Genomic DNA, 13,042 nt, shown 5'->3' with positions numbered 1-13,042 from the left:
CGTTTGAAGTGGCTACCGCGGTAGCCACCTTACGTAAAGGTTAGGGAAGATCGCCACCACCGCCGCCACATTGGGCCACATTAAATCCAGTTTGGATCCAACCGCTATCAGCCCCATAGGCCGGGTCCGATGCCTTAGCTCTTATCTGTGCATAATCCCCGCCCCAAAATTGAGCTCTAACGGAAGAATTAGATCCTGTATAGATATTTGTCCAATTGTTTCCGACTTTTTTCTGAACCACAAAGCTAGTACCTGTGCGCCGCCAAGTAAGACGCATATATCTAAAGGAGCCACTACAAGAAGAAGGCTCAACATCAATCACCGGCGGGCGGGCTGGGCCTCGGACCCAGATTCGATCCACAAAGTCAGTTATGGAGTCATACTTACCATCATTAGAAGTAACACGCACATCATATTCACCTGCGTCCTTAAAAGAATGCACGGGGTTCTGGTTGGATGATGTGGTTCCATCACCAAAGTCCCATTTATACGTCAGAGAATCATTAGTTGCATATTGAGTATCAATCGTACCCGTTGCGTAAAATGGTATCGGATCATGAACAACCTCTGATCCATCACTGGTTGTATTGCCATTTACCGTCGGCCTGTCTTGAACGACAAAAACCCTATTAGTGCAATATCCACTAGACTTCACTACAGCGGCGTGATGACCACGTGCTCTCGGAGTCATCCCCTGAGTGTCATCTCCCTGCATATCCATTTTATCTCTATGAGTTGAAACAACCGTGCCAGGATTTATCCCTTGGAGAAGCTCCCACTCGGTAGTATGCCCCCAAGCTTGAATTCCATCTGTATCTTTAGCTTTCCAATAATGTTTTACATCTTTTAAAGCAGGGGAGCTAGTCGACGGTCCTAGCTTTATATACAGTTGTTTAGCATCAGATTTCCACCCTTCACATCCGATCACATCAGCAGACCATGCACTACTGGAAAACATTACCCCTAAAGAAATTGCACTTAAAGCTAAACAATTACTTAAATACTTCTTTCGTACCAACTTCATACATATTCCCTTATTTTTTAAAGCTTTGACAATCCAAACAGCTAGAAAAAAATACTATAAATTATATATATTTGCACTATTTATTCTATTTTTTAGCTATATCCTATTGCGGTAATAGTCAAAGGTCTTGTGCGCATCTGAAAATCTAGTCACTACCAGCTTTGCGTAAGATTTCTTCTGCACTATTTGGTTAACCTATAACATCTTTTTATCTATTAATTACAGAATAATATTCCATCAATATATATGTAACGCGATAAAATTGCGCCTTTTAACTAGGCTGCAGGGAGATGACAGGAATAGCAATGAGACAATTAAGTATGAACACTTTGGGCTTACTTAAGGCCGGAGATTTTTTATTTAAAAAGATTCCCAAGAAGTGGCTACCGAGGTAGCCACCTATTAGCCCCATGAGACGGGGATATCGATATCGGATTAACTTTTAATCCAATTAGGGCTCAAAATCACATGGAGATCTTGGGCAAGAGGTGCCACCACCGCCGCCACCAGTGCCGCCACCAGTACCACCGCCAGTACCACCGCCAGTACTGCCACCCAGGATGGTCATGTACTTCCAGCTGCTGTAGTACTGCCCATCAAAACTTCTCGCTCGATATTGAACATCACATCTGGTGGAGTAACTGTAGCTATCACGATCACTAAAGCCCGCATTCTCCCAGGTTGCAGTTTCTTCTACCACATCACAGAAGTTTCCAGTCCAACGCGCAATGTCTTTTACCTGAACTTGATATTTAATAGGCACGCCAGCAACCGCATTCACTGAATAGCTTTTATCCATTGTCCCTAGCAAATCTACGAAACCAGAATGATACCCACCACTAGTATTGGTATCACTTTTAGCCATCGTTAACGTGGGCGCACTTTGTACCCGGATATCATTACAGTAGTTCACATAATCATTAAAGTCACCAGCAATTACCTTGGTGCCAATATGAACATAATGTCGGCCCCTGGTATTAAACTTTATCCCCTTCTTCGCTCTCCATTTAAAATCTTGGTAATTATAAGAATCGGTACCGGTATACCCTTCAGAATTGGTAAATGTAGCAACTTCGCCATCGTAACTGATGAGCTTGCCTCCATCCCTATAGTAGGTATTAGTTACACCAACTAAGGCATATTCTGGCCCCTTTGGGATCCCACCTATATCTATAAACCCAGAGCCCGAACAGGTTGCGGCAAATACACTAGAAGAAAAAATAGAGGCTACAGATAAAAGCCCTATACCTAAAATCTTATTCATTATTAATCCATTAATAACCCTAAAACGAGGAAGAATAATGTCATGGGATTAGAAAAATACAAGCCGATTTTATTTGTTATAAGTACCAATTATTGCTTATTTTATTTATGTGAATAGCTTCCTTGTGAAGCGTTTTTTTATACCTTATTTATCCGCCCCCAATAACTCCGCCAGCTGCCGCTGCGCTTTTTCCGCTGCACTTTTTCCGCTGCACTAATACCACCGCTTTTCAGCTGAATTTCATAGAGGTCTTTTACAAACTCCCTGGTCTTTCCCCTACCGCCGCCTGGCTCTGTAGGTCCAGGGCCCGCAGTCGCCACAGTAAACGCTGCAGGGGGCACGCTACCTTGGCCCCGGAGCTAAGTTAAGTGGGTTGTACCCCATACACCAGCAGGTTGGACACGCCAGAGTGCGCTACGCTGTACCGGCACATTCCGGCCCGCACTACTACGCACCAGATCGAAGCACAGCAAGCCGCGCTATATAGTATTCAGGCAGCCTGGGGAATGCGCTCTTGCAGCAATTGCAACATACGCTCTGAGGGAAGGAAAAGGCGAATGCCATCGCAGTGTGCGAGCAGTTCCCGATAAAAATAATCGAAATGGGTGCAGCCCAAAATCAGGATCTGTACGCCGCTTTTCACCAATGCCGCGACCAAGTCATCAAGGGCATGTTGGCGAACAATCATTTCTGCGGCGAGGCCGTCCTCGATATCTTCCACAATTTGCAAGTTGCCAATACCGATGACTTTGGCGGTTGTATTGCGCTCGAGTATTTCCCGCTCGATATTGGCGCAGCTTTGGCAGTTGGCGGCCAGCAGACCAAAGTTGCGATAGCGTTGGGTAAGCTCAGCGTAGACCTCAAGAGGGGATACCACCTCAATGGGGGAGGCAGCTTTTACCGCCGTCATATCCACAGCACCGGAAAGTGAGTTGCAATAGATCATGGCCGCTTCTGCACCGGCCTGGTACAGCTGCTCTATGGCTTCGATCAATTGTTGGGTAAGGGCGTCGCGCTCCAGCGCCTGCAATTGAGTCTGGGCCTGGGGAGAGGAAGATAGGGACAGGCCCACGCCACGAAGTTGGCGCACGGCGAGGAAGTCCAACCCGAAGCGGGTATCTGTGGGGGTGCCGGCGACCACGCCAACGGTCATGGAACTGTTTTCAATGGCGTTATCGGTCAACACAGTCATGTTCCTCTCTCGTAATGCCTAATCGAGTATCGGTGACCCCTCAGGCAGCGCGTTTGCTCCACAGGGGGACAAGCGTATTAATCCACACTCGGCGCACCCAGTCGAGATAAATTCCGTAGGGGCGGCCAAGAGCTCCCGCGATGAGCATAAAAGTAATACTGGCGGTGGCAATTTCGTCCCAGCTGGCCCCACCGAGGCGCATATTGGCCATATATAGCGGGAACTGGAAGCTGAGGAATACAAAGGTGTCTACCAGGTAGGCATTGATAAAGCCGCCACCCCCAAAACGGTTCACAATCCAGTTGCGATACATACTGAATGGGCGGGCGATAAGGGTATTGAATACCAGGGCCATCAGGCGAACTTTCAGGTGTTCGTTCCAACTCATACCCGCCAGAACCAGCTCGATGGGGATCGCTACAGCCCAAGAGAAGCTATTCATGGCGAAGATGTCCAGCATAAAGTCCCAGCGGCGCGCACCAGAAGCCTTTTCATCTGGGGCATCTGGACTGGATGGGGATAGTGCGGGCGCGGACATTGGGCAAACAACCTCGTAGACAGTGGCCGCCTAAACGACTTTGGCGACAAGCCGGCGATTATATCTCCAATTTGCATAAAAGCTAGCCTTACATCTCGACTGTTAGTTTCTGTCGATACATTTGTCCTATTTTTTAATGTTTTATTAATCTAATTATCTTGTTATGAAAACCCGGCAGCTGGTCATAAATAGCTGGCTCCGGTTAATATGCAACTCTTTGCATAAGATGAGTTGGAGTTTTCATGTCTCTGCGCTTTGCCGTTCTCACCTTGCTGGATATTGAGCCCGGCAGTGGATATGACCTTAAGCGGCGCTTTGAGCGCAGCGTCTCCCACTTCTGGAGTGCCAGCCATCAGCAAATGTATCGCGAGCTGCACAAGTTACATGAGGAGGGCCTGCTGGACTGTGAGGAGCAAGCCCAAGACGGCAAGCCGGACAAGAAGGTCTACAGCCTCACGGATCTAGGCCGCGCCGAGCTGCGTGACTGGGTCACTCAGCCCAGTGCGCCGCAGAAGATTCGCGAGCCTTTCCTGGTGCGTATGTTCGCCGGTCACAACCTGAGCAAGGATGAAATGCGAGATGCTCTGGAGGGCCAACTGCGCCAACATCGCAGCTCTCTGGAAAGTTACCAGGAGCAAAATGAGCGCGTATTAAAGAGTGATACAGCGCTCCAGGAGCGCTACTGGTTGGCACATCAAACCCTGCTTTTGGGTATTGAGGCGGAAAAGACCTGGATCAGTTGGGCGGAAGGTCTGTTGAGTGAGCTTGAAGAGTCCGCAAAAAAATAACTGCTACTCACTTGGAATGACGCGCCCGAATCTGGCCAGCGATGCTGTTTGGTGTTCAGTAACCTCGCTCTTTTAGCAAGTGGGGTGACCTTAGCCATGACTTTTACCGTAACACCTATCCGCGAAGATTTTTTAGAAAAGGTTCGTCAAGCAAGTCTAGATGATCTAGGGCAGCCGGTACGGCAGCTGAGCGCCCAGGGCGGTGAGCCATGTCGTGATGTGCGACGGCGCGCACGGCCGGGGGAGAAAATCCTCTTGGCGAGCTACTGCCCTTTCTCTTTTGCCGGTCCTTACCGGGAATACGGGCCTGTATTTGTACTGGCGCAGCCGCAGCCGGAACAAGACTTCAGAGCACAGAATAGCTTCCCCCCGCTAAATAATAATGCGGAAGATTATTTCAAGAGTGGTGTGCCACTAGTGCTTCGCGCCTATAGCGCTGAAGAGCACATCGTGTCTGCGAAATTGGTGGACCCTGAACAAATAAAAACAGAAGTGAGTGAATATTTTATGCAGGATGAGATTGATTACGCTCTGCTGCGCTTCGCTGCTTACGGTTGCTATGCGCTGCGGCTGGATCGCGCATAGTTTTAATAGATATTTGTGAAGGCCAGGTCGCCGGTTAATAAAATCCTGGTGTCAGTGGTAGTGAGAACCACCGGTCTTTTTGGTGGTTGTTTCGGAGTTCAGTATTTATTCCCGAACTCCGAAAATATTTCAAAATTAAATGGAGACTTTTTCCAATACCAAGCTGCCAATAGAATAGCCTGCACCAAAGGAACAGATAATTCCCCGGTCACCGACCTGCAAGTCATCGCTGTGCAAATTAAATGCGATAACTGAGCCGGCACTTGCCGTGTTGGCGTAGCGGTCCAGAACGATGGGCGCGCGTTCAACGCTTGCATTGTCACCCATTAGCTTCTTGGCGATCAGGTTGTTCATATTGATATTGGCCTGATGGAGCCAGTAGCGGCGAACGCTGTGAGGATCGGTGTCTGTCTCTTGCAGGTGGGCCTCAATATGAGACGCCGCCATGGGGCAAACTTCTTTAAATACCTTCCGGCCATTCTGGCGGAACAGCTTACCGGGGCCAAAAGGGTCCACATCGGCGGCGCGAGCGGTGTAGCCAAAGTTCGAACGGATATTGTTGGAGAAAACGGTTTTCGCTTTGGTGCCGAGAATTTCCCAGGCGCTTTCGACAGTACAGGTTTCTCTGCGCTCGATAATGCTGGCTACGGCTACATCGCCAAAGATAAAGTGGCTGTCTCGGTCGGTGTAATCCACTTGTGGTGAGGCCAGCTCGGCATTGATGACCAGTACAGTTTTGGCTGAGCCTGAGCAGATCGCATCCACCGCACGCTGAAGTGAGAAGGTGGCTGAGGAGCAGGCCACTTCCATATCAAAGGCAAACCCATCGATACCCAGTGCACCTTGGATTTCAATAGCAATAGCGGGGTAGGCGCGCTGCATATAGGAGGCACCGACAATGACCAAATCAATGTCAGAGGCCTGCTTATCGGCTTTCTCTAGGGCTAGTCTGGCGGCCTTTAAGCCCATTTCGGCTTGTACACTTAGCTCTTCATCTGCGCGCTCGGGAATAAGGGGGCGCATGCGCTTCGGATCAAGGATGCCATCGCGGGTCACCACATAGCGGCTCCTGATGCCTGAGGCCTTCTCGATAAATTCTGCAGAAGAGAAAGGTTTTGCCGCGCGCTCACCGGCCTCGATCTCTTGAGCATGCTCAAGATTGTACTGCTCGGCATGGGTGTTATAGGCATCTACCAACTCTTCATTGCTAATAGATTCCGGTGGGGTCCACAGGCCTGTGCCGCTGATGACAATGCCCCGTGGCAACTTGTATTCACTCATCGCTGAATTCCTGGCCCGCGACAACAGAAATGCGGGCAATTTAGTCGCTGTTAGAACCTTAGCAGTGCTGGCAGATGAGGGACTGAGGCGCCAGAACGGCAAGGTAAGCTATTGTGACGTTGGGGTGACTATGGGTCTATTTGTAGTCGCGCCGAACAGTCATGGCGTTCTGGCCAAAACGAAGGCGCTGACCTGTTTTGCCCCGGCTCTGAGTAGCTTGCGAGTGATGATTTCAAGAGTCGCTCCCGTGGTTACAACATCGTCTACCAGGCCGATATGGGCACCCGATATTTCTCCGCGCACGGCAAAGCTGTCAGACAGGTTTTTCAGCCGTTGGTTGCGGCTGAGTTGAGACTGGGTTTTGGTGGGTGTTGTTTTGCGCAGTAGTTGCAGATCTACTGGCAGGCACCAGTTTTGGCCCATACCACTGGCAATAAGTTGAGCCTGGTTGTAACCGCGTTGCCAATAGCGGCGCCAGTGCAGAGGAACCGGGGTAAGTATGTCAGGCATATCCTCTGGAAGCCCCAATTGGCGGGCCGCTAGCTGTATAAGGCTGTGCCCGGCGGCCAGGTCCCGGTGGTATTTGAAATGTTGGATTAAGTGGTTGATTGGGTAAGCGTATTGCCAGGCAGCACTGATCTTCTTTAAGGTGGGTGGCCTCTGTAAACAGGCCGCGCAAATATTATCTTTTGCCGCCGCCAAGGGTAGGGCGCAGTAGCGGCAGCTACGGCCTAGCGCCGGTAGTTCCTGAGTACAGGCAGAACAGATTCCAACCTCTCCCGATGCTCCGCCGCACAGCAGGCAGCGGGCCAGACTTTGGGCAAGTTTTCTACTGAATAGCTTGTAAACCATATCGTCTCTTCCGAGTTGACAGCGGTTTGGCCGTGGCTAAACTGGCCAGTCTGGTGGATTGAACGGCAGACGCTGAATTAGAGCTCGCTGATCGATGCCGCTAGAGCCTGCTAACAGGCTGTGAGTATCCGATTTTAATAAGCAACAGAGAGAGTACGCCCTGTGACTGCCGCCCAGCAAATGCCCGCCGCAGAGATCCGCCACGACTGGACCCGCCAGCAGGTACTGGACCTCTTCGCCATGCCGTTTAGCGACTTGATGTTTACCGCGCAGCAAGTGCACAGAGCTTATTTTGATGCCAATCGGGTACAGGTCAGTACCCTTTGCTCTATCAAGACCGGCGCTTGCCCTGAGGACTGTGCCTACTGTCCCCAAAGTGCCCGCTATGACACCGGGCTGGAGCGGGAAAAACTAATGAAGGTTGAAAAGGTATTGCAGGAGGCAAGGGCAGCTAAGGCCGGCGGTGCTACCCGCTTCTGCATGGGGGCCGCTTGGCGCTCCCCCAAGAAAAAAGACATGCCTTACGTGACCCAGATGGTACGAGAAGTAAAGGCGTTGGGGATGGAAACCTGTATGACCCTGGGTATGCTAAATGATGATCAGGCCCAGGAGTTGGCGGATGCAGGCCTCGATTACTACAATCACAATTTGGATACTTCGCCGGAATATTACGGTGAGATTATTACCACTCGCACTTACCAGGATCGCCTGGAAACCTTGGGGCGAGTGCGCTCAGCGGGAATGAAGGTCTGTGCTGGTGGCATTGTGGGAATGGGTGAAGGCGACAAAGATCGCGCCGGGTTATTGATGCAATTGGCGAACCTGCCGGAGCACCCCGAATCAGTGCCCATCAATATGCTGGTAAAAGTCGCAGGTACCCCGCTGGAAGAACAAAAGGACCTGGATCCCTTCGAATTTATTCGCTGCATTGCTGTGGCCCGTATCATGATGCCGAAATCCCATGTGCGTCTGTCCGCCGGTCGCGAGCAGATGAGCGATGAGATGCAGGCAATGGCTTTCCTTGCCGGCGCCAACTCTATTTTCTACGGTGAAAAATTGCTGACGACCGCGAATCCGGAAGCTAACGAAGATATGCAGTTGTTCAGTCGTCTGGGTATTAAGCCAGAAGAGTATCAGCAGTACGCCGATGAGGCTGAGGTGGAAGCGGAATTGAACGCGCAGATTACCGAACAGCAAAATGATGCCTTCTTCTACGACGCGGCCAAATGACCCTGAATGAAGTCCTGCAACAGCGCCTCGCCGAGCGCCGCCAGCAGAATCTGTATCGGGAGCTAAAAACCCTCGATCGTGCACCCGGGCCGCGAGCCCGGGTCGATGGGCGGGAGCTACTGGTATTTAGCAGTAACGACTACTTGGGGCTTGCCAGCCGCGAGGAAGTCATCGCAGCACAGAAGGCGGGAGCAGATTGTGGTGCAGGCGCCACAGCCTCTCACCTGGTTAATGGTCACCTGGATATTCATCACCGCTTGCAGCAGTGCATCGCCGAGGTAACCGGGCGAGAAGCGGCGCTGATATTCTCGAGTGGCTACATGGCGAATATCGGCACTATTTGTGCTCTGTTGGGGCGAGCCGACAATATTGTTTCGGACAGGCTTAATCATGCTTCACTGATTGACGGTGCCCGTTTGAGTGGCGCCAACAGTCTGCGCTTTGCCCATAACGATCTCGCTGGCCTTGAACGCCAATTGCAGCGCGCTACTAGCCGGGGTGGCGCTACTTTAGTAGCGGTGGATGGCGTTTATAGCATGGATGGTGATTTGGCCCCTCTGGCTGAGATTGCCACTTTGTGTAAGCAATACAACGCCTGGTTAATGGTTGATGAGGCCCACGGCTTTGGCGTAATGGGTAGCGAAGCATACCCACTGGCGGGCAGCTGTGCCCTGGCGGGGCTGTCCCAGGAACAAGCCCCGGTTGTGATGGGTACCTTGGGTAAAGCGGTTGGCAATGCCGGTGCCTTTATTGCGGGCTCCCGGTCACTGATAAATTTTCTCACCCAGTTTGCGCGGCCCTATATCTATACCACCGGAATGACGCCAGCAGTGGCTGCCGGCGCCTTGGCTGCTATCGAATTGATTCGCGATGAGCCTCAGTTACAAGGGCGCTTGCGGGTAAATATCGCTTATTTCCGCCGGGGGGCACTACAGCTCGGTCTACCTCTTCAGGCGTCAGCCAGTGCGATACAGCCGCTGGTGTTGGGCTGTGAAAACACTGTGATGGCGGTTGCCAGAGAATTGCAGGAGCGCGGGTTCCTGGTGGGTGCCATTCGCCCGCCTACAGTGCCGCTGGGCACTGCACGCTTGCGCATTACCCTGAGCGCGGCTCACCGGGCCGAGGATATTGATGAGCTACTAGGCGCGCTGCAGCAGATTTTGCAGGATGCAGGGGTACTGGATAAGTGACACGGGTTGAACACTTGGTTTTCCTGCACGGGTGGGGCGGGAGTGCAGACCTTTGGCGGCCGCTTATAGAATCCCTGGCGCGTCGTACAGAAGTGCAACTCCACTGTATTGAGTTACCTGGATTTGCTACACAAGGTGCTGAAGACTGGCCTCCACTAGAAGCTTTGCTGCAGAAGCTTTACCAGCAACTTCCCCCTCGCTGTATCCTGGTTGGACACTCCCTCGGCGGTATGCTTGCCGTTCGCCTGGCTTCTATAGCGAAGCAGGACAAAGTTCTGGGGTTAGTGACCATAGCTGCCAATGCCCGCTTTGTGGAACGAGATGGCTGGCCGGGCATGGCCGAGAGCACTTTCAAGGCATTTTTCGATGCTTTTACATCATCTCCGGAGAGTACCTGGGAGCGATTTTGCTCGCTGCAGGCACGGGGTGATAGCGCCATGCGCTCTTTGCTTAAAGACCTTAAGGCACAAAAACCTCAAATAAATAGTGATGCCTGGCGGGAAGCATTGTGCTGTCTGGCAGAGTTGGATAACCGCCAATACCTGGAAAATCTGTCCGTGCCGGCACAGCACCTGTTTGGCAGCAGGGATGCCCTGGTTCCCATTGAAGCTGCTCGGTCCATTGAGGCGTGTGGGGGCACCGTCAAAGTCATACCCGAGACGGGCCATTTACCCCATTGCACCAAAGCTGACATCGTCGCTGAATATCTATTCGAGCTTCTCGAGTCTATTGGAAATCCCCCGGCTGAGCCGTTTGATAAGGCTGCGGTAGCTCGCTCTTTTACCCGGGCAGCACAGGGCTACGATGATTGCGCCCATCTGCAGCGGGCAGTCTGCCGGCAACTGTTGGCCCAAGCCGATGACAGCTGGGCACCCCGTACGATCCTCGATTTGGGCAGTGGCACCGGATTCGGTACTGAACTGTTACGGCGGCATTTTCCTAAGGCGCAAATTATTGCCCTGGATCTGGCGGAGGGGATGCTGAAATTTGCCCGGACGCAAAGACCCGAAGCTGATGGTTACATTGCGGCCGATGCCGAACAGTTACCCCTGGCGGCGAGTAGTATTGATTTAGTGTTTTCAAGTATGGCGCTGCAATGGTGCTACCGCCTGCCACAATTATTTGCTGAGTTGCAGCGAATACTGGCCCCTGAAGGGCGGTGCCTGGTTGCCACCCTTGGCCCTAAAACCCTGGTGGAATTGAAACAGAGTTGGGCTCAAGTGGATGGGGGGGTACATGTCAATCAGTTTCTGCCCGCCGAGCAATGGCGTGAAGCGGCGCTGCACAGTGGTCTCAGCGGATTAGTTACGGATGAATTGCGCCTACTGCACTTTGATAACCTGCGGCAGTTGATGCGGGAGCTTAAGGGAGTGGGTGCACACAATATTAACCGGGCGGCGGATAAAGGTATGACTGGTCGCCGCAAACTGCAGCACTTGTCCGTAGCCTATGAAAATAAGCGGGAAGAGCGAGGATTGCCGGTAACTTACGAGGTGATCTATATGAATCTCACCGCTTGCAGGGCAAAAAAATCCGGCTGACCTGCGCCTATCGCAACGCAGGGAGCCGGGTGCAAGATTGAAGAGATCAGGGGTAGATGTCGATAGGGATTGGCGTCTTCACCAGAGCCCAGATTTCGTCCATTTCACGGTTGGAGGCCACCGCGATACAACCATCGGTCCAGTTGGTGCGGCGCAGGTGCCTTTCCATGTAGGACCACTGGGGCTTGATACCGTGGATCATAATGTCACCGCCGGGACTGACCCCCATTTTGGCTGCCCGTGCACGGTCCTGCTTGTTGGGATAGGACACGTGGATTGAACGATAAAAGCGGCTGTTGGGATTCTTCCAGTCCAGTGTGTAGCGGCCTTCAGGGGTGCGCTCGTCCCCCTGGCGAACCTTGTGTCCCCTGGGGTTATCGCCAAAAGACACGGTATAGCTTTTCACGACACGGCCGTCCCGTATCAGCTGCATGAGTTTCTTGGACTTATAAACTACGACGTGGTCAACGGGATCAACTTTCGCTGAAGCAAAGATTGGCACCAGCAGGAGCAGGGCAAAGGTCAGGTATCGCATGGTCTTTAAGCAGTTCGGGTAGTTGTCGGTTATTTCGCAATGACACCGCATCCCTGCTGTCTGTCCCCTTTAAAAGGGGGTTATTGTGTGAGCGCAACCCCGTGCCTTCTTATCGATGCACGGCCTGTTTTGTTTAAAATTTGCGCTACCGGGTTAATTTATCACCATCTAAGTGGCGTGAAAAGTCACGTCATGAAAAAAGTTAACTTTTATTGGAGGAGGGGGTTAGGCCTTGGCAAAAACCTATTTTATCGCCGGTACTGACACCGAGGTCGGCAAGACATATGTGAGCGCCGCACTGTTATCGGCAGCGGCGGAGGCAGGCTTGCAAACGGCGGCAGTGAAGCCTGTGGCGTCTGGATGTGAGCACACGGATGATGGCCTGCGCAATGAAGATGCCCTTTTGCTCCAGGAAGCGATGACTCTGAAGCTGCCTTATCAGCAAGTAAACCCTTTTGCCCTGGAGCCCGCTATTGCTCCGCATATAGCGGCCGCAGAGGTGGGTAAGCAGTTAAATGTTGCGCGGATGGCTGGCGTCTGCCGGGGAGTGATGTCTGCAGGGGCCGACCTGGTTTTGATTGAAGGTGCTGGTGGCTGGCGCACCCCGTTGGGCCCAAGAAGCTTCCTTTCACAATTGCCTCGGGAGCTGAATTTACCGGTGATACTGGTGGTGGGTATGCAGCTCGGTTGTATCAACCACGCACTGCTCACCGCTGAAGCGATCCGTCGCGACGGTCTGCCGCTGGCGGGTTGGGTAGCTAATTTCGCCCGCGATGGGATGGCTCGAGCCGATGAGAATCTGCAGACATTGAAGGCCCTATTGCCCGCCCCCCTGCTAGGTACCCTTCCATTCGACACCGCTGCGGACTATCGCAATGGTGCGCAATATCTGGATATAACTCCGCTTCTACCTCACTGATCGCTGCAGTTGTCGGGCTCGCAAGGGCCCGAGACTGTTGACATTGGGACGCTTCGGCCCTAGATTCAAACGAGCGTTTGAAACACTTGAATGAGGACCGGGA

At 52.1% G+C, this 13,042-nt stretch carries 13 protein-coding genes; 6 read left to right on the top strand and 7 right to left on the bottom strand.

All coding sequences use genetic code 11. The features are described 5' to 3' along the window. Window positions 1-40: 40 nt before the first annotated feature. The 4 genes from ACJJIL_RS20430 to alaE all read right to left on the bottom strand — a co-directional run bounded on the left by ACJJIL_RS20430 (window position 41) and on the right by alaE (window position 4,018). Entirely contained in the window at window positions 41-1,024 is a 984-nt protein-coding gene (locus ACJJIL_RS20430; RefSeq protein WP_445360636.1) for a PKD domain-containing protein, read from the bottom strand. Between the two features lie 451 nt (window positions 1,025-1,475). After that, window positions 1,476-2,288, bottom strand: coding sequence for a hypothetical protein (locus ACJJIL_RS20425; RefSeq protein WP_444959212.1), 813 nt, complete (start codon window positions 2,286-2,288; stop codon window positions 1,476-1,478). Window positions 2,289-2,778: 490 nt separating this feature from the next. Beyond that, window positions 2,779-3,480: an aspartate/glutamate racemase family protein gene (locus tag ACJJIL_RS20420; RefSeq protein ID WP_445360635.1), complete on the bottom strand. Its 702-nt coding sequence runs from the start codon at window positions 3,478-3,480 to the stop codon at window positions 2,779-2,781. 40 nt (window positions 3,481-3,520) lie between these two features. After that, entirely contained in the window at window positions 3,521-4,018 is a 498-nt protein-coding gene (gene alaE, locus ACJJIL_RS20415; RefSeq protein WP_413664185.1) for an L-alanine exporter AlaE, read from the bottom strand. Between the two features lie 242 nt (window positions 4,019-4,260). On the opposite strand from alaE, the gene ACJJIL_RS20410 reads away from it, so the two are divergent. Next, window positions 4,261-4,806 (top strand): PadR family transcriptional regulator, encoded by a 546-nt coding sequence (locus ACJJIL_RS20410; protein ID WP_445360634.1) that lies wholly within the window; start codon window positions 4,261-4,263, stop codon window positions 4,804-4,806. A 96-nt stretch (window positions 4,807-4,902) separates the two neighbouring features. Continuing rightward, complete coding sequence (locus ACJJIL_RS20405; RefSeq protein WP_445360633.1) at window positions 4,903-5,391, top strand: DUF1203 domain-containing protein; 489 nt, start codon at window positions 4,903-4,905, stop codon at window positions 5,389-5,391. Window positions 5,392-5,526: 135 nt separating this feature from the next. Here ACJJIL_RS20405 and ACJJIL_RS20400 read toward each other — a convergent pair whose 3' ends face one another. Together ACJJIL_RS20400 and ACJJIL_RS20395 are read right to left on the bottom strand one after the other, a co-directional pair. After that, window positions 5,527-6,672 (bottom strand): beta-ketoacyl-ACP synthase III, encoded by a 1,146-nt coding sequence (locus ACJJIL_RS20400; protein WP_445359352.1) that lies wholly within the window; start codon window positions 6,670-6,672, stop codon window positions 5,527-5,529. Window positions 6,673-6,831: 159 nt separating this feature from the next. After that, window positions 6,832-7,524 carry a ComF family protein gene (locus tag ACJJIL_RS20395; RefSeq protein ID WP_445360632.1) on the bottom strand — a complete coding sequence of 231 codons (693 nt, stop codon included), beginning with the start codon at window positions 7,522-7,524 and terminating at the stop codon, window positions 6,832-6,834. 180 nt (window positions 7,525-7,704) lie between these two features. Between ACJJIL_RS20395 and bioB the strand changes: the two genes are divergently transcribed. The 3 genes from bioB to bioC are packed head-to-tail and all read left to right on the top strand — an operon-like array spanning window position 7,705 to window position 11,485. Continuing rightward, window positions 7,705-8,754 carry a biotin synthase BioB gene (bioB, locus tag ACJJIL_RS20390; RefSeq protein ID WP_413665834.1) on the top strand — a complete coding sequence of 350 codons (1,050 nt, stop codon included), beginning with the start codon at window positions 7,705-7,707 and terminating at the stop codon, window positions 8,752-8,754. Beyond that, window positions 8,751-9,944: an 8-amino-7-oxononanoate synthase gene (gene bioF / locus ACJJIL_RS20385; protein WP_445359354.1), complete on the top strand. Its 1,194-nt coding sequence runs from the start codon at window positions 8,751-8,753 to the stop codon at window positions 9,942-9,944. The genes bioB and bioF overlap by 4 nt, the downstream gene beginning before the upstream one ends. Beyond that, window positions 9,941-11,485: a malonyl-ACP O-methyltransferase BioC gene (gene bioC, locus ACJJIL_RS20380; protein ID WP_445360631.1), complete on the top strand. Its 1,545-nt coding sequence runs from the start codon at window positions 9,941-9,943 to the stop codon at window positions 11,483-11,485. Before bioF ends, bioC begins: the two co-directional genes overlap by 4 nt. Before the next feature lie 46 nt (window positions 11,486-11,531). Here the strand turns inward: bioC and ACJJIL_RS20375 are convergent, their stop codons facing one another. Beyond that, window positions 11,532-12,020, bottom strand: coding sequence for a L,D-transpeptidase family protein (locus tag ACJJIL_RS20375; RefSeq protein WP_282934516.1), 489 nt, complete (start codon window positions 12,018-12,020; stop codon window positions 11,532-11,534). A 232-nt stretch (window positions 12,021-12,252) separates the two neighbouring features. On the opposite strand from ACJJIL_RS20375, the gene bioD reads away from it, so the two are divergent. Next, window positions 12,253-12,939 (top strand): dethiobiotin synthase, encoded by a 687-nt coding sequence (gene bioD / locus ACJJIL_RS20370; protein ID WP_444936759.1) that lies wholly within the window; start codon window positions 12,253-12,255, stop codon window positions 12,937-12,939. The last annotated feature ends 103 nt before the right edge of the window (window positions 12,940-13,042 follow it).

The organism is Microbulbifer maximicatervae (SeqCode) (assembly GCF_052468095.1).
Note: the sequence above shows the minus strand (reverse complement) of the source record. Positions and strands in the feature narration are given on the sequence as shown.